The sequence below is a fragment of the Staphylococcus simiae genome (assembly GCF_002902085.1).
In the GTDB taxonomy this organism is placed as follows: domain Bacteria; phylum Bacillota; class Bacilli; order Staphylococcales; family Staphylococcaceae; genus Staphylococcus; species Staphylococcus simiae.
In genome coordinates this window covers 39,952-64,404 of sequence record NZ_PPQR01000052.1, presented here as the reverse complement: position 1 = coordinate 64,404, position 24,453 = coordinate 39,952, and the positions used below count along the sequence as shown (strand labels likewise).

The 24,453-nt window shown below is 30.1% G+C and carries 26 protein-coding genes; 24 read left to right on the top strand and 2 right to left on the bottom strand.

Going from position 1 to position 24,453, the window contains the following annotated elements:
* Positions 1-213: 213 nt before the first annotated feature.
* Positions 214-483 (bottom strand): hypothetical protein, encoded by a 270-nt coding sequence (locus tag CD113_RS07035; protein WP_002465296.1) that lies wholly within the window; start codon positions 481-483, stop codon positions 214-216.
* Positions 484-704: 221 nt separating this feature from the next.
* Here CD113_RS07035 and mtnN point away from each other — a divergent pair, with 221 nt between their 5' ends.
* From mtnN to holA, 13 genes are all read left to right on the top strand, one after another.
* Complete coding sequence (mtnN, locus tag CD113_RS07030; protein ID WP_002465297.1) at positions 705-1,391, top strand: 5'-methylthioadenosine/S-adenosylhomocysteine nucleosidase; 687 nt, start codon at positions 705-707, stop codon at positions 1,389-1,391.
* 20 nt (positions 1,392-1,411) lie between these two features.
* Entirely contained in the window at positions 1,412-1,939 is a 528-nt protein-coding gene (locus tag CD113_RS07025; protein ID WP_002465298.1) for a YqeG family HAD IIIA-type phosphatase, read from the top strand.
* A complete protein-coding gene (gene yqeH, locus CD113_RS07020; protein ID WP_002465299.1) occupies positions 1,940-3,040 on the top strand; it encodes a ribosome biogenesis GTPase YqeH in 1,101 nt (366 codons plus the stop codon).
* A 12-nt stretch (positions 3,041-3,052) separates the two neighbouring features.
* The gene (gene aroE, locus CD113_RS07015; protein ID WP_095092740.1) at positions 3,053-3,859 is read left to right on the top strand and encodes a shikimate dehydrogenase; all 807 of its coding nucleotides are present in this window, start codon (positions 3,053-3,055) and stop codon (positions 3,857-3,859) included.
* Between the two features lie 4 nt (positions 3,860-3,863).
* Entirely contained in the window at positions 3,864-4,154 is a 291-nt protein-coding gene (gene yhbY / locus CD113_RS07010; protein ID WP_002463167.1) for a ribosome assembly RNA-binding protein YhbY, read from the top strand.
* 2 nt (positions 4,155-4,156) lie between these two features.
* Positions 4,157-4,726, top strand: a complete 570-nt coding sequence (locus CD113_RS07005; RefSeq protein WP_002463169.1) for a nicotinate-nucleotide adenylyltransferase — start codon at positions 4,157-4,159, stop codon at positions 4,724-4,726.
* Positions 4,716-5,300, top strand: coding sequence for a bis(5'-nucleosyl)-tetraphosphatase (symmetrical) YqeK (gene yqeK / locus CD113_RS07000; RefSeq protein WP_002463171.1), 585 nt, complete (start codon positions 4,716-4,718; stop codon positions 5,298-5,300). The genes CD113_RS07005 and yqeK overlap by 11 nt, the downstream gene beginning before the upstream one ends.
* Positions 5,301-5,654: a ribosome silencing factor gene (gene rsfS, locus CD113_RS06995; protein WP_002463173.1), complete on the top strand. Its 354-nt coding sequence runs from the start codon at positions 5,301-5,303 to the stop codon at positions 5,652-5,654.
* Positions 5,655-5,656: 2 nt separating this feature from the next.
* Positions 5,657-6,373, top strand: a complete 717-nt coding sequence (locus CD113_RS06990; RefSeq protein ID WP_095092738.1) for a class I SAM-dependent DNA methyltransferase — start codon at positions 5,657-5,659, stop codon at positions 6,371-6,373.
* Positions 6,374-6,426: 53 nt separating this feature from the next.
* On the top strand, positions 6,427-7,086 hold the full coding sequence (locus CD113_RS06985) for a helix-hairpin-helix domain-containing protein (protein WP_095092736.1): 660 nt from the start codon (positions 6,427-6,429) through the stop codon (positions 7,084-7,086).
* 91 nt (positions 7,087-7,177) lie between these two features.
* Complete coding sequence (locus CD113_RS06980; protein ID WP_002462164.1) at positions 7,178-7,639, top strand: ComE operon protein 2; 462 nt, start codon at positions 7,178-7,180, stop codon at positions 7,637-7,639.
* Positions 7,640-8,019: 380 nt separating this feature from the next.
* Positions 8,020-9,831: a DNA internalization-related competence protein ComEC/Rec2 gene (locus CD113_RS06975; protein WP_157738309.1), complete on the top strand. Its 1,812-nt coding sequence runs from the start codon at positions 8,020-8,022 to the stop codon at positions 9,829-9,831.
* 73 nt (positions 9,832-9,904) lie between these two features.
* Complete coding sequence (holA, locus tag CD113_RS06970; RefSeq protein WP_095092733.1) at positions 9,905-10,879, top strand: DNA polymerase III subunit delta; 975 nt, start codon at positions 9,905-9,907, stop codon at positions 10,877-10,879.
* A gap of 125 nt (positions 10,880-11,004) precedes the next feature.
* On the opposite strand, the gene rpsT is transcribed toward holA, so the two are convergent.
* Positions 11,005-11,256: a 30S ribosomal protein S20 gene (gene rpsT / locus CD113_RS06965; RefSeq protein WP_095092732.1), complete on the bottom strand. Its 252-nt coding sequence runs from the start codon at positions 11,254-11,256 to the stop codon at positions 11,005-11,007.
* A 343-nt stretch (positions 11,257-11,599) separates the two neighbouring features.
* On the opposite strand from rpsT, the gene lepA reads away from it, so the two are divergent.
* From lepA to CD113_RS06910, 11 genes are all read left to right on the top strand, one after another.
* Entirely contained in the window at positions 11,600-13,423 is a 1,824-nt protein-coding gene (gene lepA / locus CD113_RS06960; RefSeq protein WP_095092730.1) for a translation elongation factor 4, read from the top strand.
* A gap of 364 nt (positions 13,424-13,787) precedes the next feature.
* Entirely contained in the window at positions 13,788-14,912 is a 1,125-nt protein-coding gene (gene hemW, locus CD113_RS06955; RefSeq protein WP_002465123.1) for a radical SAM family heme chaperone HemW, read from the top strand.
* Positions 14,913-15,011: 99 nt separating this feature from the next.
* Complete coding sequence (gene hrcA / locus CD113_RS06950) at positions 15,012-15,989, top strand: heat-inducible transcriptional repressor HrcA (protein WP_002465124.1); 978 nt, start codon at positions 15,012-15,014, stop codon at positions 15,987-15,989.
* 31 nt (positions 15,990-16,020) lie between these two features.
* Positions 16,021-16,644 (top strand): nucleotide exchange factor GrpE, encoded by a 624-nt coding sequence (grpE, locus tag CD113_RS06945; protein WP_002465125.1) that lies wholly within the window; start codon positions 16,021-16,023, stop codon positions 16,642-16,644.
* 56 nt (positions 16,645-16,700) lie between these two features.
* On the top strand, positions 16,701-18,527 hold the full coding sequence (gene dnaK, locus CD113_RS06940) for a molecular chaperone DnaK (protein ID WP_002465126.1): 1,827 nt from the start codon (positions 16,701-16,703) through the stop codon (positions 18,525-18,527).
* 136 nt (positions 18,528-18,663) lie between these two features.
* The gene (gene dnaJ / locus CD113_RS06935; RefSeq protein WP_002465127.1) at positions 18,664-19,803 is read left to right on the top strand and encodes a molecular chaperone DnaJ; all 1,140 of its coding nucleotides are present in this window, start codon (positions 18,664-18,666) and stop codon (positions 19,801-19,803) included.
* Between the two features lie 3 nt (positions 19,804-19,806).
* The gene (gene prmA, locus CD113_RS06930) at positions 19,807-20,745 is read left to right on the top strand and encodes a 50S ribosomal protein L11 methyltransferase (protein ID WP_002465128.1); all 939 of its coding nucleotides are present in this window, start codon (positions 19,807-19,809) and stop codon (positions 20,743-20,745) included.
* A 1-nt stretch (position 20,746) separates the two neighbouring features.
* On the top strand, positions 20,747-21,499 hold the full coding sequence (locus CD113_RS06925; RefSeq protein ID WP_040802389.1) for a 16S rRNA (uracil(1498)-N(3))-methyltransferase: 753 nt from the start codon (positions 20,747-20,749) through the stop codon (positions 21,497-21,499).
* A gap of 5 nt (positions 21,500-21,504) precedes the next feature.
* A complete protein-coding gene (mtaB, locus tag CD113_RS06920) occupies positions 21,505-22,851 on the top strand; it encodes a tRNA (N(6)-L-threonylcarbamoyladenosine(37)-C(2))-methylthiotransferase MtaB (RefSeq protein WP_002465130.1) in 1,347 nt (448 codons plus the stop codon).
* 272 nt (positions 22,852-23,123) lie between these two features.
* The gene (gene rpsU, locus CD113_RS06915; RefSeq protein WP_000048060.1) at positions 23,124-23,300 is read left to right on the top strand and encodes a 30S ribosomal protein S21; all 177 of its coding nucleotides are present in this window, start codon (positions 23,124-23,126) and stop codon (positions 23,298-23,300) included.
* Between the two features lie 457 nt (positions 23,301-23,757).
* Complete coding sequence (locus tag CD113_RS06910) at positions 23,758-24,441, top strand: NfeD family protein (protein ID WP_088177523.1); 684 nt, start codon at positions 23,758-23,760, stop codon at positions 24,439-24,441.
* Positions 24,442-24,453 lie beyond the last annotated feature (12 nt).

Here is a 24,453-nt window from a genome sequence, read left to right as displayed (position 1 = left end):
AAATAAAGTAATAGTTTTAATTTTTCTTAATTAATGAAGCTAGTCATAAGTTGTTAAGCCTTTTAAAATGTCTATTTAATCTATACAAAATGATTAATAATTATTACATTAACAAAATTGACATTAATTGATACATTAAAAAGTTACAGCTTCGATTGTTATTTTAATAATGATTAATCGAAGCTGTAACTTATTTATTTTATTAGTTAACCTTTATAATAATAAAAATATAAAGGCAATTATGATAACGATATCTAAGATGATTTTTTTAGTGTTTTTATCAATAACATCTGGAATAGTCATAATGAAAAAACCTAGAATAATCAAATAGCGAAAAATATAAGTGAAACTTTTAATAAATGGCATAGGATGAATATAATTAATAAATATACTCATAAATAACAGTACAAATGATACTACAGCTATTAAATTACCCCAGAAGCTAATTTTAGTGGAAATAGTTTGATCTTTATCGTTTGACATAGATAATCCTCTTTTATAAGTTTTGTTAATTACATTAAAACATACTTACTTTAAAAAGTAGAACAATTTTAGAAATTAAGGATAAGTTAATTGTTAAAACATCATATTACTTAAATTCAATAAATAACGGGTATATAAAATCCAAGTAGTTTATCGTTGAATACTTTAAAATGTGATAAAATAACAAATGCTAGGATTTTTTAAATAGAGGTGAAAAATAGATGATTGGTATAATTGGTGCCATGGAAGAAGAAGTAACAATATTAAAAAATAAATTAATTGATATTAGTGAAATTACAATCGCACACGTCAAATTTTATAGTGGCATATTAAATAATAAAGAGGTTGTCATCACTCAAAGTGGTATTGGTAAAGTTAATGCTGCAATATCTACAACACTACTTATTAATAAATTTAAACCAGAATTAATTATTAATACAGGTTCTGCCGGTGCTTTAGATGAAAGTTTAGCTGTAGGCGATGTCTTGATTAGTAGTCAAGTTAAATATCATGATGCTGATGCTACAGCATTTGGTTATGACTATGGTCAGATACCTCAAATGCCTTTAGCGTATCAAGCAGATCAAACATTGATAGAACTTGTTAGAACAGTAGTTGAACAACAACAACTTACAGCTAAAAATGGTGAAATTGTTAGTGGAGATAGCTTTATAGGTAGTGTTGAACAACGTCAACGTATTAAAGCGATGTTTCCACATGCAATGGCGGTTGAGATGGAAGCTACAGCTATTGGACAAACATGTTATCAATTTAATATACCTTTTGTGGTAGTACGTGCAGTTTCTGATTTAGCAAATGGCAATGCAGAAATGTCATTTGAAGCATTTTTAGACAAAGCAGCTAAATCCTCTAGTCAAACTGTTGAAAATCTAGTAAGTCGATTATAAAAGGATAAAGGTGAAATTTAATGGGATTAGTTCGTAAATTATTTATGCCAAATTCATATGTTCAATCAATTTTTCAAATTGATTTGGATAAACTTGTTGATAAAGGTGTCAAAGGCATTATTACAGATTTAGATAATACTTTAGTTGGTTGGGATGTTAAAGAACCAACTGAAGGTGTCAAGGCTTGGTTTAAAGAAGCCAATGATAAAGGAATAACTGTCACAATAGTATCTAATAATAATGAATCTAGAGTATCTAGTTTTTGTACACATCTAGATATTGACTTTATTTTTAAAGCTAGAAAACCAATGGGAAAAGCTTTTGATAAAGCTATGGCACAAATGAAAATTAAACCAGAGCAAACTGTAGTGATTGGAGACCAAATGCTAACAGATGTATTTGGAGGAAATCGTAGAAATTTATATACCATTATGGTTGTACCAGTAAAGAGAACTGATGGACTTATGACTAAATTTAATAGATTAATTGAAAGACGTTTATTACGTCATTTTTCAAAAAAAGGCTATATTACATGGGAGGAAAATTGATTGTCTGAAATCTTAAAATGCATTGGATGCGGTGCGCCATTACAGTCAGAAGATAAAAGTAAACCTGGATATGTACCTGAACATAATATGTTCCGCGATGATGTTATCTGTAGACGTTGTTTCCGATTAAAAAATTATAACGAAGTTCAAGATGTAGGTTTAGAAAGTGAAGACTTTCTAAAATTATTATCTGGATTAGCAAATAAATCTGGAATTATCGTTAATGTTGTGGATGTTTTTGATTTTGAAGGTTCGTTTATTAATGCAGTAAAAAGAATAGTTGGTAATAAAAAAATTATTTTAGCTGCAAATAAACTAGATTTATTACCTAAACAAATCAATAAACGTCGAGTAAAAGAATGGTTAAAACGTACAGCTAGAAAGTACGGGCTAGAAGCGGATGATATTGTGTTGATTTCTGCCGAAAAAGGATGGGGCATAGAAGATTTATTATCATCTATTGCAAAAATCAGACAACATGAAGATGTTTATGTTGTAGGTACAACAAACGTTGGTAAATCTACATTAATTAATAAACTAATAGAGGCTAGTGTAGGTGAAAAAGATGTTGTGACAACTTCAAGATTCCCAGGAACTACACTAGATATGATTGATATACCTCTAGATGAGACAACATTTATGTACGATACACCAGGTATTATACAAGATCATCAAATGACGCATATTGTTACAGAAAAAGAATTAAAAACGATTATGCCTAAAAAAGAAATTAAACAACGTGTGTACCAATTAAATGAAAATCAAACGCTCTTCTTCGGTGGATTAGCAAGAATTGATTATATTTCTGGTGGTAAAAGACCTTTAATTTGTTTCTTTGCCAATGAGTTAAATATTCATCGTACTAAATTAGAAAAAGCTAATGAATTATGGAAATCACAATTAGGAGAATTGTTGACACCTCCAAACAATCCGGAAAACTTTGATTTAAGCGAAGTTAAAGCTGTTAGACTGGAAACGGGTAAAGAAAAACGGGATATTATGATTTCTGGATTAGGTTTTATCACTATTGGAGAAGGTGCAAAAGTTATCGTCCGTGTACCTAAAAATGTCGATGTAATATTGAGAAATTCTATTTTATAGGATGTGTTAATTATGAAATTTGCAGTTATTGGAAGTCCAATTTCACATTCACTATCACCATTGATGCATAATGCTAATTTTAAATCGTTAAACTTAGATCATGAGTATGAAGCAATAAATATTCCAATAGAACAGTTCGATCACATAAAAGATATTATTAATGACAAAGAAATTGACGGCTTTAATATAACAATACCTCATAAAGAACGTATTATTCCTTATTTAGATGAAATTGATGAACAGTCAAAAACTGTCGGAGCGGTTAATACGGTTTTGATTAAGGATAATAAGTGGATTGGTTATAATACTGATGGGATAGGCTATGTAACTGGTTTACGTCAAGTATATCCAGATATCGCAAATGCTTATATTTTAATTCTAGGCGCTGGCGGTGCAAGTAAAGGGATAGCTAATGAATTAGCAAAATTTGTTAAACCTAAGCTCACAGTAGCTAATCGTACAATGTCAAGGTTTGACAACTGGCAATTGAAGGTAAATACAATTTCTTTAAAAACTGCGGAAGAACATTTGGATGAATTTGATATTATCATCAATACAACACCGACTGGAATGGCTGGCAACGAAGAATGCATTATCGATTTGACTAATTTATCTTCTGAAACATTAGTAAGTGATATTGTATACATTCCGTACAAAACACCAATTCTGACAAAAGCTGAGCTATTAGGAAATCCAATATATAATGGATTAGATATGTTTATTTACCAAGGTGCTGAAAGCTTTAAAATTTGGACAGGTCAAAATGCCGATGTCCGAGAAATGAAACATACAGTTTTAACACAGTTAAGAGGAGAATGAAGACATGTTAACAGGAAAACAAAAAAGATATTTAAGAAGTTTAGCACATAATATTGATCCTATTTTCCAAATTGGAAAAGGCGGTATCAATGAGAATATGATTCAACAAATTGATGATACTTTAGAAAATAGAGAATTAATGAAAATACACGTGTTACAAAATAATTTTGAAGATAAAAAAGATTTAGCTGAGCAATTAACAGTGGCTACAAAAAGTGAATTAGTACAAGTTATCGGGTCTATGATTGTTATTTATCGTGAATCTGAAGACAATAAAGAAATTCAACTACCATAATTATGAAAAAAATTGTTCTTTATGGTGGTCAATTTAATCCTATTCATACTGCTCACATGTTAGTTGCTAGTGAAGTATATCATTATATTAAACCAGATAATTTTTACTTTCTCCCAAGTTTTATGTCACCTTTAAAACAACACAACGATCAAATTAGTGTTTCACATCGTTTGAAAATGATTCAAATGGTTGTCGATGAATTAGGTTTTGGACAAATATGCGAAGAAGAATTAAAAAGACAGGGACAAAGCTATACTTATGACACTATGTTATCTTTGAAAGAGCAATATCCTAATAGTAAAATGTATTTTGTTATTGGCACTGATCAATATAATCAGTTAAATAAATGGTATAATATAGAACAATTACGAGAACTAGTCACATTTATTGTTGTAAATCGTGATAAAGACAAACAAGAAGTAGAAAAAGATATGATATCTATTACAATACCTCGTATTGATATTAGTTCATCGTTTATTCGACAAAGAGTGAAGGATAAACAATCAATTCAAGTATTAGTTCCTAAGTCCGTTGAAGAATACATTAAGGAGGAAGGATTATATGAACATTGAAAAAGCTAAATCACTTATAAAAGAAAAGTTGCCAGATAAACGTTATCAACATTCTCTAAGAGTAGCCGAAACTGCTATGAAATTAGCGGAGATTTATGATGGAGATGTCAGAAAAGCTGAATTAGCCGGATTGTTACATGATTATTGCAAATACGATGATTTGGGTAAAATGTATCAAATCGTAAGACAATATGACTTAGGTAATGATTTATTAAGTTATGGTAGTGAAATACTGCATGGACCAGTTGCAGCAGCAGTTATGGAACATCAATTCAATGTTAAAGATGATGAGGTGCTACTAGCAATAAAATATCATACAACAGGACGACAACAAATGACTAAAACTGAAAAATTAGTATTTATTGCCGACTATATCGAACCTGAGAGAACGATACCAGGTGTTGATGAGATACGTGATATGGCATACAATCAAGGAAGCTTGGATAACACAATTTATCAGATTTCAAAACGAACTGTCTTATTCTTAATTCAGAAGGATATTACAGTATATAATGCAACTATAAATTGTTTGAATTATTACAATTATAGTGACGAAAGAATAAAGGATGATTAAATGAACTCTCAAAACTTATTAAATATAGCAGTAAATGCAATAGATAACAAAAAAGGTGAAGATATAGTATCACTAGAAATGAAAGAAATCAGTGATATGACAGATTATTTTGTCATCACTCATGGTAATAATGAGCGTCAAGTTCAAGCTATTGCTAGAGCTGTTAAAGAGGCCGCAAATGAACAAGATATCGAAGTAAAACGTATGGAAGGTTTTAATGAAGCACGTTGGATTTTAATTGATTTAGCCGATGTTGTTGTTCATGTTTTTCATAAAGACGAAAGAAATTATTATAATATCGAAAAGCTTTATCAAGATGCGCCACTTGAGTCTCATGGACAGGTTGTATATTAACAATGTCTCAGTATGAAGAAATGAGTTATGTATATGATCGCTTAACACAAGATCAACCATATGACAAATGGTTTGAAATTGTTAGTAATATGAGTAAAGAACAAGCAAATATTTTAGATATAGGTTGTGGGACTGGTAGTTTAACTACTAAATTACAGTATTTAGGTCAAGTAACTGGTATGGATTTAAGCGTTGATATGTTAGCTGTTGCAGCACAGAAATGCCCGCATATCGTTTGGTTAGAAGGCGATATGACTGATTTTGAATTACAACAACAATTTGACATCATTACAATATTTTGTGATTCACTCAATTATTTATCTACCTTAGATGAAGTTAAATTAACGTTTGAAAATGTCTATAAACATTTATCAGAGAATGGCGTATTTCTATTTGATGTACACACCGTTCATAAAATGATTACTTTATTTAATAATCAAAATTACATTGATGATAATGAAGATATCTTTTTAGCATGGCAAGCAATTGAAGGGGAAGAACCTTATAGTGTTTATCATGATATGACTTTCTTCCTTAAACAAGCTGACCAAACATACACAAGGTTTGATGAATCACATTATCAAAGAACATTTGACGAACAAACTTATATTAAATTATTAATTGATTGTGGTTTTAAAAATATAGAAACATTTACTGACTTCAATGAAGATGAACATAATGAAAATGCTGATAGATTATTTTTTAAAGTTAGTAAATAATTTAAAAGAAAAATCACCGTCTCAAACGTGTAATTATTTGAGAGGTGATTTTGTTGTATCAAAAATTAATTGTCTTTAAAGCATTTGTTTGGCGACATAAATTTTTTATGATATCTGTAATTTTAGCATTATTAGTTTTATTAATAGTGTTATTTCAAGACAATGATCATATTAATGTCAATCAAGCAAACAATAAATCAATTGTACAAGAAAATATGGGTGACTTAACCAACCATAGTGCATCTAAAGATAGTAAAAAGGTTGAAGATAAAAGTGTCACAGAAAATAAAGAAGTTTTTGTTGATATTAAAGGCGAAGTTAAACATCCTAAAGTCTATAAAATGACAACTAATGACAGAGTGAGTAATGTATTAAAACAAGCAGAATTAACTAAAGATGCAGATATAAGTAATATCAATTTGTCAGAGAAGTTAGTTGATCAAAAAATGATTGTTATACCTAAAAAAGGACAAAATAATAATTTAGTAGTAAATAATACTAGTAATAATAGTAGTTCAAAAGAAAAAGTTAATCTGAATTTAGCAACTGAAGAAAATCTCACACACATTCCAGGAATTGGTCAAACTAAGGCAAAGGCAATTATAGAATTTCGGACACAACATGGCTCTTTTAATAACATAGAACAATTACGTGATATTAAAGGATTCGGAAATAAAACCTATGATAAATTGAAAGAATATTTTACGCTTTGATTATTATTTTTCAGTTGAAATTCATTATAATATATTTAATCCTAATTAAGTTAGAATAAACAATCTTATGATTGTATGGAGGGTGAATCATTTGGAAAGAATTAAATGGGAAGAATACTTCATGGCTCAAAGTCACTTACTTGCACTTCGATCAACATGTCAAAGACTATCAGTTGGTGCAACTATAGTTAAGGATAATAGAATCATTGCCGGTGGATATAATGGTTCTGTAGCAGGGGAAGTTCATTGTATTGATGATGGTTGTTTAATCGAAGATGGACATTGTATCCGAACGATCCATGCTGAAATGAATGCTTTATTACAATGTGCTAAACAAGGTGTATCAACGGATGGCGCAACAATATACGTGACACACTTTCCTTGTTTGAATTGCACTAAATCAATCATACAGGCAGGAATAAAATATGTTTATTATGCACAAGACTACCATAATCATGAATATGCAATGAAATTACTAGAACAATCAGGGATAGTGTACAAAAAGATTCCTTTTTCACCAGAATATGTAGCTAAATATTTAACAAAAGGGTAAAGTTTATTGTGTTGTATATAATGATGTCAATATTGGTGGGAGTATTTTGGCAAACGTCTAAAATACTCTCGCTATTTATTTTATTACTAGTCATTCTATTGGTTTATAATAAGAGAAAATATATTTATATACCATGTATAGCAATAGTTATCATAACCTCATCTGAATATTATTATCACGCATCAATAAAACAAAAAGAGGAAGTCCAATATTATATAAATCATAAGGAATTTAAAAATCGAGTTAACTTTATATCAAGTCAAAAATATCAAGACGATACAATAAAGGGTAAGTTAAAGAGCGACAATAACAGTTTTGATTTCATTTATAAAGCTAACAACAAAGTTGTTTCAAACAAAATAGACGGTTTAAGTTGTTATGTGATAGGTCAATATTATAATCCTTATCCACAGCATGTTGCTTTAAGAATTACTCATATTGATTTTAAGAGTTGTACCACAACCCATCAATTCAATATATTAACGCAATATAGAGAGTATATTAATAACAAAATAAAATATTCTGGCATTAAATATCCTGAACGTATAATGAGTCTGATAAATGGTGATACCACTTTAATAGATGACAATTATAAAGATAATGTTAAAAATTTAGGAATATATCATTTATTAGCAGTCAGTGGATCACATATTGCGATTATTATTTTTTTAATTTATCAACCATTAGTTAGATTAAATGTTCCCATGATACTCATTAAGATGATAACGATCGTAATACTCATAGCTTTTGCATTTTATACAAATTTTGCTCCAAGTGCTTGTCGCGCAATCATTATGGCTATTATTGTTATGCTATTACCTAAAAATTATAAAGTGGCTCCCATCAATATTTTATCCACTGCCTTTGTGATCATGTTCTTAATCAATCCTTTAGCAACAAACGATATAGGCTTTCAATTTTCTTTTGTCATATCATTTTTTATTATCTTTTTATATCCGTATATTTCAAGTTTACCGAAATTTAAATCACTTATTGCATTAACTTTTATTGCTCAACTATCCTCATTAATTATTTCAATTCCTCATTTTAATCAACTACAATGGATTGGTTTCTTTTCTAACATCTTATTTGTACCATTTTACACCTTTATTTTATTTCCATGTACATTATTATTTTATATTATTTGCCATTTTATCCCACATATATCTCTGCTAAACGTATTTATAAATAAAATTTTTGATATTCATGATCATTTATTAAAACTACTACTAAAAATCAATAATTTTAATTGGTATATACCAAATATGAGTAATATTTTTTATATTGTTATTATAATATTGATAGTGCTAATTTTAATATTTTTGGCTCATCATTTATTTAAATATGTCATAATATTTTCGTTCATATTATTACTACTTTTAAATATTAATAGTTTTCAAAGTCATCACCGGCTAACTGCGTTAAATGTAGGACAAGGTGATAGTATTTTATTTGAAGGTGGAAGTAATCAGACTATGCTCATTGATACAGGAGGACAGTATGCCTCAAAACAGCATAAAAAACATTTGTCGATAGCAAAATATCATACTTTACCAGTGTTAAAGCAACGCGGTATTAATAAATTGAATTATTTAGTATTAACTCATCCTCATCAAGATCATATAGGTGAGTTACCTTTTATTAGTAGTCATATAAAAATTGAAAAGATTATCATAAATAGTAGAGGTTATCCAAAAGAAACTTTAAAAAATATCATGAGTTTATGTGATAAATATAATATCCAATTATTAGATGTTGAGAATGTGACGAATATAAATTTTAAGGATGCTACTATTCATTTTTTAAATGGTTATATTTATAGAAGTGACGATAAAAATGAATATTCTATAGTAACATTAATTAAGTACCATAATATTAATATTTTATTAATGGGGGATGCTACAAAGAATAATGAAAAGCTATTATTAAAAAAATATAATTTACCTAAAATTGATATTTTAAAAGTAGGTCATCATGGTAGTAAAACGAGTAGCAGTGAAAGTTTTATTAGAAAGATACAACCTACTATTAGCTTAATATCATCTGGTAAACATAATAGGTATCATTTGCCTAATAAAGAAGTGATAATGCTATTGAAAAGTATTAAAAGTAAAATTTATAATACTCAACAATCTGGTCAAATCACGATTGATTTAGATAAAAATTTTGAAATACAACAACAAGCATCTTAAAATCATTGTAGAGCATTAAACAGATATCATGATATAATCTACTAATGTCTAAGTGAATGAAAGGGTGTCATTAATGAGTGACAATATTGTAACTATATATGGAGATGTACCTGAATTAGTAGAAAAACAAAGCTCAGAGTTAATAGATCAGTATTTACAAGAAGAGAAAGATGATTTTAATTTCGTAAAGTATAATTTATTAGAAACAGAAATATCTCCAATTATAGAAGAAACGTTAACTTTACCTTTCTTTTCAGATAAAAAAGTAATTTTAGTCAAAAATGCATTTGTTTTTACAGGTGAAAAAGCTCCAAAAGAAATGAACCACAATATTGAACAATTAATAGAGTTCATTGAAAAGTATGATGGGGATAATTTAATCATATTTGAAGTATATCAAGCAAAATTGGACGAGAGAAAAAAATTAACTAAAACATTAAAAAAATATGCAAAAATAAAAAAAATCGAACAGATGTCAGAAGAAGATATAAAACATTGGATTCAAAGTAAATTAAATGACAATTTTAAAGATATCAAAAAGGATGCTTTAGATTTGTTTATTGAATTGACAGGCATTAATTATAATATTGTTTCTCAAGAAATTGACAAATTAATGTTATTTCTAGGAGATCGTCCAACAATAAATAAAAATGATGTAAATCAAATTATTAATAGAAGTTTAGAGCAAAATGTGTTTTTATTAACAGAATATATTCAAAAAGGACAAAAAGAAAAAGCTATTCACCTTGTTAAAGATTTAATAACTATGAAAGAAGAACCAATAAAATTATTAGCATTAATAACAAGTAATTATAGATTATTTTATCAGTGTAAAATTCTTAGTCAAAAAGGGTACAGTGGTCAACAAATTGCTAAAACAATTGGTGTACACCCCTATAGAGTTAAATTAGCATTAGGGCAAGTACGACATTATCAATTAGAACAACTATTAAATATTATTGACGCCTGTGCTGAAACCGATTATAAATTAAAATCTTCATACATGGATAAGCAATTAATTCTAGAACTATTTATCTTATCATTATAAAAAAGGTTGAGACAAAAGCATTCTATACTTCATAAAGTGCTATTGGCAGTAAATAGTTGGAAGTACGACAGAAATAATTATACAAAAAAAGTTCAAGCAGATGCTTGAACTTTTTTTAATAAAGACTATTTATTTGCAGTCATTAATTGTGATTTAATACGGTCAGCTTTGTTTGAATGTATTAAATTGCTTTGAGCAGCTTTATCAACTAATTTAGTTGCATAGCTTACTAATTCATTTTTATTGTCAGCGTTGTTTGAAACAGCTGTTTTTGCATTTTTAACTGCTGTACGCATAGCACTCTTTTGTGAAATGTTACGAGCTTCAGCTTTTTCAGTTGTTTTAACACGTTTAATTGCAGATTTGATATTTGCCATTTCTGTCACCTCCTAAAAGTGAGTTCATCTTATCAAATTTTTATTTGATTACAACAAGAAATATTTTATCAAAAGTCTATCCTTTGTGCAATCATTTATTTAATAGGTCTAATTAAAAGCAGAGTAATTCGTAAATTATGTTGGAAACACAAATAATACATTCTATAATTATAAGTACGTAATATACATCTTAACATACAGCTTGTTTGTATTTAAATAAAATTCAAGACAAATAATCAATTAATATACGATAATGCTGTTTGCATTTAATTACTAAAAACGTTATTATATCAAAGATACGAAAGATAATACGGGTTTATTTTATGAAAGTGAGAAGGATAACATGGATAAGCAGGAGCGTTTAAAAAGAAGAGAAAATATAAGGAATTTCTCGATCATTGCACATATAGATCACGGGAAGTCAACATTGGCTGATAGAATTTTAGAAAATACTAAATCTGTGGAAACAAGAGATATGCAAAATCAGTTACTTGATTCAATGGATTTAGAACGAGAACGAGGCATTACTATAAAATTAAATGCAGTGCGTTTAAAATATGAAGCTAAAGATGGAGAAACATATACATTTCATTTAATTGATACACCAGGACACGTCGATTTTACATATGAAGTTTCTAGATCATTAGCCGCTTGTGAAGGTGCTATTTTAGTAGTTGATGCTGCTCAAGGCATCGAAGCCCAAACATTAGCAAATGTTTATTTAGCTTTAGACAACGACTTAGAGTTATTACCAGTGATAAACAAAATAGATTTACCTGCAGCAGAGCCTGAGAGAGTAAAACAGGAATTAGAAGATATGATTGGTTTAGATCAAGATGATGTTGTGTTAGCTAGTGCTAAATCAAATATCGGAATTGAAGACATTTTAGAGAAAATTGTTGAAGTTGTTCCTGCGCCACAAGGTGACCCTGAAGCACCATTAAAAGCTTTGATATTTGATTCAGAATATGATCCCTATAGAGGTGTAATATCCTCAATTAGAATTGTTGATGGAATCGTCAAAGCAGGCGATAAAATTCGAATGATGGCCACTGGAAAAGAATTCGAAGTAACTGAAGTTGGAATTAATACACCAAAACAATTACCAGTTGAGGAATTAACTGTTGGTGATGTTGGTTATATTATTGCAAGTATTAAAAATGTTGATGATTCACGAGTTGGTGACACCATTACTCATGCTAATAGACCTGCAAGCGAGCCATTACAGGGCTATAAAAAAATGAATCCAATGGTTTATTGTGGTTTGTTCCCGATAGACAATAAAAATTATAATGATTTAAGAGAAGCACTTGAAAAATTACAATTAAATGACGCTTCACTTGAATTTGAGCCAGAGTCATCACAAGCGTTAGGTTTTGGATATAGAACTGGTTTCTTAGGTATGTTACACATGGAAATTATTCAAGAGCGTATTGAACGTGAGTTTGGTATAGAATTAATAGCTACTGCACCATCAGTTATATATCAATGTATATTAAAAGATGGTTCAGAAGTAACTGTTGATAACCCTGCTCAAATGCCTGAGAGAGATAAAATTGAAAAAATCTATGAACCTTATGTTCGCGCTTCTATGATGGTACCAAATGATTATGTTGGAGCAGTTATGGAATTGTGCCAACGTAAACGTGGTCAATTTATAAATATGGATTATTTAGATGATATACGTGTCAACATAGTCTATGAACTTCCATTAGCAGAAGTAGTATTTGATTTCTTCGACCAATTAAAATCTAACACTAAAGGTTATGCATCATTTGATTATGAATTTATCGATAATAAAGAAAGTAATCTTGTTAAAATGGATATTTTACTAAATGGTGATAAAGTAGATGCCTTGAGTTTTATAGTTCATAGAGACTTTGCTTATGAAAGAGGTAAAGCATTAGTAGAAAAATTAAAAACGTTAATTCCAAGACAACAATTTGAAGTACCTGTTCAAGCTGCAATTGGTCAAAAAATAGTTGCTCGTACAAACATAAAATCTATGGGGAAAAATGTTTTAGCTAAATGTTACGGAGGCGATATAAGTCGTAAACGTAAACTATTGGAAAAACAAAAAGCTGGTAAAGCGAAAATGAAATCTGTAGGTAATGTTGAAATTCCACAGGATGCCTTTTTAGCAGTGCTAAAAATGGACGACGAATAAAGCCTTTTTTTGTAAGGTTTTATAGTATACATTAATGAGTCCAGGACATTTACAAGTCCTGGATTCTCTTTTATTTTACGAATTAAAATGAAAACTTTAATAAAACCTGCAAAAATATGACACATAAGTGATAATAAAAATAGATTTCACAAAATATAGATATAGATAGAATCTGGAACAAAAAAGTATTATACACTCAAAATTAAACACTTGGCAGTATCTGTCTGTTTTTTAAAATGATGATAAATCTACATTTTAAAAACCTATTCAGTCTTGCTAAGGTGGGATTACGACATAATTTTGTAGACAATTTATGTCTGTTCGACTCCCGGATGTTTGCGAATTTTATCATGGAGGAATGATGATGGTAGTAAAAAGTGCATATATACATATTCCGTTTTGCGTACGAATATGTACCTATTGTGACTTTAATAAATATTTTATACAAAATCAGCCAGTAGATGATTATATTGATGCACTTATCAACGAAATGTCTCTAGCAAAAACTCGAAATTTAGAAACAATGTATGTTGGTGGTGGTACTCCTACAGCACTTTCAATAAAACAATTGGAAAAATTACTAAAAGCTATAAATGAAATGTTTAATATTAACGGAGAGTATACGTTTGAAGCTAATCCAGATGAACTAACTGCAGAAAAAGTTCAATTATTAAAAAACTATGGTGTGAATAGGATTTCAATGGGTGTACAGACCTTTAATCCTGAATTATTAAAACTTTTAGGACGTACACACCAAACATCAGATATATATCAAGCAGTTGATAATGCCACAACTGCTGGAATTGAATCAATTAGTTTAGACTTAATGTACCATCTTCCAAAGCAATCTCTTGAAGATTTTGCGGACAGTTTAGAAATGGCTTTAAAAATGAATATCAATCATATTTCTAGTTATGGACTAATCCTTGAACCTAAAACACAATTTTATAATATGTATAGAAAAGGTAACTTAAAATTACCTAATGAAGATTTAGGAGCAGAAATGTATCAATTTTTAATGTCACGCATGAATGCGTCTTCATTCCATCAATATGAGATTTCGAATTTTGCTAAAGATGGTTTTGAATCAGAACATAATAAGGTGTATTGGTTAAATGAAGAATATTATGGTTTCGGTGCAGGTGCTAGTGGTTATGTTAATGGAGAAAGATACACGAATATCAATCCTGTAAATCATTATATTAAAGCAATAAAAAATGATGGAAAAGCAATTTTGACTTCTAATGTTCCAACCTTAAACGAAAAAATGGAAGAAGAAATGTTTTTAGGTCTAAGAATGAATCAAGGAGTTAATGGTCAAAGATTTGCAGAAAAGTTTAATCAATCTATGGATAATATTTTTGGTCAAACAATTGAAAGATTAAAAAATAATGGTTTATTAGTCGAAGAGGGTAATTTTATTAAATTGACAAATCGAGGTAAAGTCATTGGTAACGAGGTTTTCGAAGCTTTTTTATTAAATGAATAAAAATTTTAAATTTCTGAGGCTTTAACATTGACTTACTTTGACCAATTTGTTAAATTATAATTAGCACTTGAAAGAAGTGAGTGCTAATGAGGTGGAAACATGATTACAGATAGACAATTAAGCATATTAAATGCAATTGTTGAAGATTATGTTGATTACGGACAACCTATTGGCTCTAAAACTTTAATTGAAAGACATAATTTAAATGTTAGTCCAGCAACTATCAGAAATGAAATGAAACAGCTTGAAGAGGCTAAATTTATAGAAAAGGTGCACAGTTCATCTGGAAGATCACCTTCACAGTTAGGTTTTAGATATTATGTAAATCGTCTTTTAGAAGAAACATCTCATCAAAATACAAATAAATTACGACGGTTAAACCAGTTGTTAATTGAGAACCAATATGATATGTCATCTGCCTTGTCATATTTTGCAGATGAGATATCTAGTTTATCTCAGTATACTACGTTGGTTGTCCATCCTAATCACGGACAAGATATAATTAAAGATATTCATTTGATTCGTGCAAATCGTAACTTAATCATTATGATAATTGTTTTTTCATCGGGATATGTTGAACATGTCCATCTTGTAGCTGATATATCATTTACTAATGATAAGTTAACTACTATATCTAATTTTGTAACTGAGAAATTTACTGAATATAATCATATAGTAAATGAAGAAATTGCTACCTTTGTACAATCAGAACAAGAGCGATTATTTATCGAACAGCTTATTGAAGCAATGAAAGAACAACTATCCAATCAAAGTAATAGCATTTATATGGGTGGAAAGGTTAAACTTATTGATGCATTAAATGAATCAAACGTTTCATCAATACAACCTATACTTCAGTATATAGAATCGAATAGAATTACTGATTTGCTTCGAGATATTTCATCCCCAAATATAAATGTGAAAATAGGAAATGAAATTGATGAAAGTTTAAGTGATATTTCTATTATTACTAGTCAATATCATTTTGATGAATCATTAAAAGGTCAAATTGCAGTAATAGGTCCTACTGCAATGCATTATCAAAATGTCATTCAATTGCTAAATAGAATTTGGTAATGATGATAAGAATTGTATTGGAGGGCAAAAAATGACAGAAAAAGATGAATCAGTTCAACAACCAACTGAAGATACTATAGATGAGAATCAAACAACATCAAATAGTGAAGATGAATCAGTTGATGAAACTGAACAAACAAATAACATAAATAATGACAATAATGAGTCATCACAAGACGACATCAGTGAAGACATTGATCCGAAAGATCAAAAAATAGAAGAATTACAACAATTAGCTGATGATAATGAAGAAAAATATTTAAGGCTTTATGCAGAATTTGAAAATTATAAACGAAGAATTCAAAAAGAAACTGAAACTAATAAAAAATATCAGGCACAAAGTGTGTTAACTGATATTTTACCAGCAATTGACAACATCGAAAGAGCGTTACAAATTGAGGGTGATGATGAAACATTTAAATCTTTACAAAAAGGTGTCCAAATGGTTCATGAAAGTTTAATTAATGCCTTAAAAGATAATGGTCTAGAAGTAATCGCTTCAGAAGGCGAATCTTTTGATCCAAATGTACATCAAGCAGTGATGCAAGATGATAATCCTGATTTGGAGTCTGGAGTAGTCACTCAAGAATTACAAAAGGGATATCGTCTTAAAGATAGAGTATTAAGACCATCAATGGTTAAAGTAAACCAATAATTTGGTTGAAAAAACATTGAACATTTAATTTTTAAAACAAATGGAGGAATTTTATTATGAGTAAAGTAATCGGTATAGACTTAGGTACAACAAATTCATGTGTAACAGTTTTAGAAGGAGATGAACCTAAAGTTATTCAAAATCCTGAAGGTGCACGTACAACACCATCAGTAGTTGCATTCAAAAATGGAGAAACTCAAGTAGGTGAAGTTGCTAAACGTCAAGCAATTACAAACCCTAATACAGTACAATCTATTAAACGTCATATGGGTACAGATTATAAAGTAGACATCGAAGGTAAATCATATACACCACAAGAAATTTCAGCTATGATTTTACAAAACTTAAAAAATACTGCTGAAAGTTATTTAGGTGACAAAGTTGACAAAGCAGTTATCACAGTTCCAGCTTATTTCAATGATGCTGAACGTCAAGCAACTAAAGATGCAGGTAAAATTGCTGGTTTAGAAGTTGAACGTATTATTAACGAACCAACTGCTGCTGCATTAGCATATGGTTTAGACAAAACTGAACAAGATGAAAAAGTATTAGTATTTGACTTAGGTGGAGGTACTTTCGACGTATCTATCCTTGAATTAGGTGATGGTGTCTTTGAAGTGCTTTCAACAGCAGGTGACAACAAACTTGGTGGTGACGACTTTGACCAAGTAATTATTGACTATCTTGTAGCTGAATTCAAAAAAGAAAATGGTGTAGATTTATCTCAAGATAAAATGGCATTACAACGTTTGAAAGATGCAGCTGAAAAAGCTAAAAAAGATTTATCTGGTGTATCTCAAACTCAAATTTCATTACCGTTTATTTCTGCAGGAGAAAATGGTCCATTACACTTAGAAATTAGCTTAACTCGTTCTAAATTTGAAGAATTAGCTGATTCATTAATTAAAAGAACTATGGAACCAACTCGTCAAGCATTAAAAGATGCTGGATTATCAAGTTCTGACATTGATGAAGTTATCTTAGTTGGTGGTTCTACTCGTATCCCAGCTGTACAAGAAGCTGTTAAAAAAGAAATTGGTAAAGAACCTAATAAAGGAGTTAACCCTGATGAAGTAGTTGCTATGGGTGCAGCAATTCAAGGTGGCGTTATCACTGGTGATGTTAAAGACGTTGTATTACTTGACGTAACTCCATTATCATTAGGTATTGAAATTATGGGTGGTCGTATGAATACGTTAATTGAACGTAATACAACTATTCCAACTTCAAAATCACAAGTTTACTCAACTGCAGCTGATAATCAACCAGCAGTAGACATTCATGTATTACAAGGTGAACGCCCAATGGCGGCTGACAACAAAACACTTGGTAGATTCCAATTAACTGATATTCCACCAGCTCCACGTGGAGTACCACAAATTGAAGTTACATTTGATATTGATAAAAACGGTATTGTAAATGTAACTGCAAAAGACTTAGGAACTAATAAAGAACAAAAAATTACAATTCAATCTAGCTCTGCACTTTCAGACGAAGAAATCGATCGTATGGTTAAAGATGCAGAAGAAAATGCTGAAGCTGACAAAAAACGTCGTGAAGAAGTAGACTTGAGAAATGAAGCTGACAGCTTAGTATTCCAAGTTGAAAAAACATTAACTGATTTAGGCGAAAATATTAGTGAAGAAGATAAAAAAGGTGCAGAAGATAAAAAAGATGCACTTAAAACAGCATTAGAAGGCCAAGATATAGATGAAATCAAAGCTAAAAAAGAAGAACTTGAAAAAGTAATTCAAGAATTATCTGCAAAAGTTTACGAACAAGCAGCGCAACAACAAGCTCAAGGATCAGAAGCTGGCCAAGATAATGGTAGCACAGTTGAAGATGCTGAATTTAAAGAAGTTAAAGATGACGACAAAAAATAATTGGTTAAAATACCAATAAGCTTTAAAGATTAGTTAAAAAGTCAAAGTCAATAGTGCATTGGCTTTGGCTTTTTATTTGGATAGTGTTAAATATTACGTTAAACTATAAAAGTTAATTGGAAAAGGAGAGATAGTTGTGGCCAAAAGAGACTATTATGAAGTCTTAGGGGTTAATAAAGAAGCCTCAAAAGATGAAATCAAAAAAGCTTATCGTAAACTTTCAAAAAAATATCATCCTGATATTAATAAAGAAGAAGGTGCAGATGAGAAATTTAAAGAGATTTCAGAAGCGTATGAAGTATTAAGTGATGATAACAAACGAGCAAACTATGATCAGTTTGGCCATGATGGTCCACAAGGATTCGGTGGTCAAGGATTTAGTGGCTCTGACTTTGGTGGATTTAGTAGCTTTGGTGGTGGCGGTTTCGAAGATATCTTTAGTTCATTCTTTGGTGGAGGTAGACAACGAGATCCTAACGCTCCACAAAAAGGTGACGATCTTCAATATACTATGACATTGACTTTTGAAGAAGCAGTTTTCGGAACTACAAAAGAAATTTCAATACGAAAAGATGTAACTTGTCATACATGTGATGGCGAAGGTGCTAAACCTGGCACAAGCAAAAAAACATGTAGTTATTGTAATGGTGCAGGACACGTTGCCGTTGAACAAAATACAATTTTAGGTAGAGTGAGAACAGAACAAGTATGTCCAAAATGTCAAGGAAGTGGTCAAGAATTTGAAGAACCTTGTCCAACTTGTCATGGTAAAGGAACAGAAAATAAAACAGTTAAGTTAGAAGTTACGGTACCAGAAGGTGTTGACAACGAACAACAAATTAGATTAGCTGGTGAGGGCTCACCTGGCGTGAATGGCGGACCTAGTGGAGACTTGTACGTCGTATTTAGAGTGAAACCGTCAGATACATTTAAACGTGATGGTGATGATATTTATTACAAATTAAACATTAGCTTCCCACAAGCTGCATTAGGTGATGAGGTTAAAATCCCAACACTTAACAATGAAGTTATGCTAACAATACCTGCTGGCACGCAAACTGGTAAACAATTCCGTTTGAAAGAAAAAGGAATTAAAAATGTTCATGGGTATGGACACGGAGATTTATATGTAGATATCAAAGTAGTAACACCTACTAAATTAACAGATAGACAAAAAGAATTAATGCAAGAATTTGCACAAATTAGTGGGGAAGACATTAATGAACAACCTACAAATTTTAAAGATAGAGCAAAACGATTCTTTAAGGGAGAATAATTTATGAATTGGACAGAGCTTTCAATTATAGTAAACCATGAAGTTGTAGATTTAGTTACCAATATATTAGAGAATAATGGGTCAAATGGTGTGGTCATTGAAGACTCTGACGACTTAGTAAATCAACCTGAAGATAAATTTGGAGAAATATATGCGTTAAAACAAGAAGATTATCCGACTAGTGGTGTTAGATTAAAAGCGTATTTTAATGAATTAAAATTTAATAACCATTTACGCCAAACGATTCAACAAGCTATTTTAGATTTACCGCAAATAAATAAAGACATGTTACAGCTTTCTGAGACTATATTGGAGGAATCAGACTGGGAAAATGAATGGAAAAATTATTTTCATCCCTTTAGAGCTTCTGAAAAATTCACTATTGTACCTAGTTGGGAAACATATTCAAAAGAATCAAATGAAGAACTATGTATTGAATTAGATCCAGGTATGGCATTTGGAACTGGTGACCATCCAACTACAAGTATGTGTTTAAAGGCAATTGAACAATATGTCAAACCAACCGATGCAGTAATAGATGTTGGAACTGGCTCAGGTATATTAAGTATTGCTTGTCATTTATTAGGAGTAAAACGCATCAAAGCATTGGATATTGATGACATGGCAGTGAATGTTGCTAAAGAGAACTTTGCAAAAAATCATTGTCAAAATGATATTGAAGCAGTTCCTGGGAATTTATTACAAGATGAAACTGAACAGTTTGATGTAGTAATTGCTAATATATTAGCGCACATTATTGATGAAATGATAGAAGATGCTTATAATACACTAAATAATGGTGGCTATTTTATTACTTCTGGTATCATAAAAGAGAAGTACGAAGAAATTGAATCACATATGAAGCGTGTAGGTTTTAGCATTATTTCAGTGCAACATGACAACGGTTGGGTTTGTCTAGTAGGCCAGAAAGTGAGTGAATAAAGTGCAACGTTATTTTATAAACCAAGACGCTGATGAAAATCAGCGTTTTTTTATTACTAAAAAAGAAGATATTCATCATATTACTAATGTTATGAGAAATGTAATTGGCGATAACATAATTTTGACATTTGAAAATCAACAAGTATATAAGTGTGAAATAATGTCAATGTCAAATGACAGCATCGAAGTTAAATTAAGTGAAAAACAAAATATTGATACAGAATTACCTGTAGATATCACTATATGTAGTGGATTAATTAAAGCAGATAAATATGAGTGGTTAATTCAAAAAGCAACAGAATTAGGTGCACACTCATTTATTGCAGTAGGTATGGACCGTTCTATTGTTAAATTAAACAATACTAAAATTGAAAAGAAATTAGAACGTTGGCAAAAGATTATTAAAGAAGCAGCAGAACAAAGTTATCGTTTGACTATTCCCTCAATAAAATATCAGTCGAATTTAAAAAATATTTATGATACTATAGATTATTATGACTATGTTCTTGTAGCTTATGAAGAACAGGCAAAAAATGGTGAAATAAGTCATTTTAAACAAGCCTTACAACAATTCAAACCACAGGATAAAGTATTAGTGATATTTGGTCCTGAAGGTGGATTATCAGAACAAGAGATAGCATTATTAAGTGATGTAAGTTCATTAATAGGTTTAGGACCTAGAATTTTACGGGCAGAAACTGCACCACTGTATGTATTAAGTGCACTAAGTTATGAAAAAGAATTATTGGGGTGAATATTATGTCAACAGTTGCGTTTCACACATTAGGTTGTAAAGTGAATCATTATGAAACTGAAGCAATTTGGCAACTATTTAAAGAAGAGGATTATGAACGAGTAGATTTTGAAACAAATGCTGATGTCTTTGTTATCAATACTTGTACAGTGACAAACACTGGAGATAAGAAAAGTCGTCAAATTATCCGTAGAGCAATTAGAAAAAATCCTGATGCTGTCATTTGTGTCACAGGTTGTTATGCACAGACATCATCTGCTGAAATTATGGAAATTCCAGGTGTAGACGTAGTAGTGGGGACACAGGATAGACATAAGCTTTTAGGTTATATTGAAGAATTTAGAAAAGAGCGTCAACCTATCAACGGTGTTGGTAACATTATGAAAAATCGTAAATACGAAGAACTTGATGTTCCATATTTCACAGATAGAACTCGTGCTTCATTAAAAATACAAGAAGGATGTAATAATTTCTGTACATTCTGTATTATTCCATGGGCACGTGGATTGATGAGATCTAGAGATCCTGAAAAAGTTGTAGAACAAGCTACACAATTAGTTAATTCTGGCTATAAAGAAATCGTATTGACTGGTATCCATACTGGTGGATATGGACAAGATTTGAAAGATTATAATTTAGCTCAGTTATTACGTGATTTAGAGACTATAGATGGTTTAGAAAGAATTCGAATTTCATCAATTGAAGCAAGTCAACTTACAGATGAAGTCATCGATGTGTTAGAACATTCTACTAAAGTAGTTCGTCATCTACATATACCTTTACAATCTGGCTCAGATACAGTATTAAAACGTATGAGACGTAAATATACTATGGAACGTTTTTCAGAAAGATTAACAAAATTACATCATGCATTACCTGATTTAGCAGTAACAAGTGATGTTATAGTTGGATTCCCTGGTGAAACGGAGGAAGAATTCCAAGAAACTTATGATTTCATCGTTAAGCATAAATTTTCAGAATTACATGTATTTCCATATTCACCAAGAATTGGAACACCAGCAGCAAGAATGGACGATCAAATAGATGAAGAAATCAAAAATGAACGCGTTCATAAATTGATTACCCTTAGTAATCAATTAGGAAAAGAATATGCTTCTAAATTTGATCAAGAAGTTCTTGAAGTTATTCCTGAAGAAGCAGGTGAAATTGATGGAACATTAGTTGGTTATGCAGATAATTATATGAAAGTTCAGTTTGAAGGTGATGAATCACTCATTGGACAAATTGTTAAAGTGAAAATTACTAAAGCTGATTATCCTATTAACATAGGCCAAGTGATTAAAGTAGTTGACCATGCATCAAATAAATCTGAGAGAGAAGTATTAGTATAAATTTGATTGCTATAATGGACCATTACAATCACTTAATATGAATACTGTCTAATAGATATAAATAAATAATCATAATTAAACAAAATAGATATTAATAAAAGCTGAATCAGTTGTTTTAAATGATTACATGTCTCTATTGTGAAATATGTTTCAAATAAAAAAGAATTTACTAATTGACCACAAATTGCATATATATTATACTTATTAATGCATAGTTTTACTATGCAAATGACTATAAAGTTCCGTTGATATTTGGAGGGAGGGAAATACAGATGTCTAAAACAGTAGTACGTAAAAATGAATCACTTGAAGATGCATTACGTAGATTTAAACGTTCAGTTTCTAAAAGTGGAACAATCCAAGAAGTACGTAAACGTGAGTTTTACGAAAAACCAAGCGTAAAACGTAAAAAGAAATCAGAAGCTGCGCGTAAGCGTAAATTCAAATAATTAATACCTCTGTTGACTCCCTCAACACGAATATTAATTATATAATTGAAGACACTATAGGCTAGTAAGTACTAGTTTATAGTGTCTTTTTCTTTGTTTGTAAAATGATATTGAAATCAAATGGTTAATTGGTATTTGTATCTAATAACTGTGTTAAGTTTAAAATTTTGAAATATTTATTTAGTTATATTTAAGTTTAAAGGTGTTACTAGTTTAATCATCGCTTTATAAATCTCATGGTTAAGCCAATTATAGCTTTATTATGCATAAGATGTTTGTCATCCATGACTTTTTAATAGCAAGTGTTAAGATCCATTAATAAATCAAGATATATAATAATAATTAAAATATTTAATGATATTTTTATATGTTTCTTTTTACTATTATATGTTTACGGTTTCATGTATAATATTATTGAGGGCGAGGTGAGATTTTGGATTATATCAATGTAATAAAAATGACTAAATTTTTGGCATTTACTATTGATAACGATTGGATTAAACAATTAAGCGAGGCGATTGTTAATCCAGTAATATCATTACTTCTTACATGTATAGTATTTTTAGGTTTTGTATACCAACTATATTCTAAACATATCAATGCTGCAGGAATTTTATCTTCAATTGCATTACTTCTTTTATTTTTTGGCTTTTTAGTTCAAGGGGACGTAAATCTTCATTCAGTTTTATTATTTTCTATAGGAGTAATATTGGTTGTTATTGAACTATTTGTTGTTGGAGCTGTCATCGGACTAATTGGAATGACTTTAATAACAATAAGTATTATAACATTAGGAGATAACTTACTTTTAATGCTTGGCAACGTAATAGTAGCTTTGATATTCACAATTATAGAATGGGTGATATTAGTGAAAATATTCAATAGAAAAATTCCATTTTTAGATAAAGTTATTTTAAAAGACTCAACTAGCTCTGAGGCAGGTTACATATCTCAAGATAATCGTTCGCACCTCGTTGGTAAGAAAGCTCAAACAGTTACTGACCTTCGACCTGCTGGCATTATTTTTTGTGAAAATGAAAGAATTGATGCTGTGTCTGATGGGAATTTTATTCTTCGTAATAAGACAGTTGAAATTTTAGAAGTTGAAGGTAGTAGAGTTGTTGTAAGAGAAACCAACTAAAAATAAGGAGAG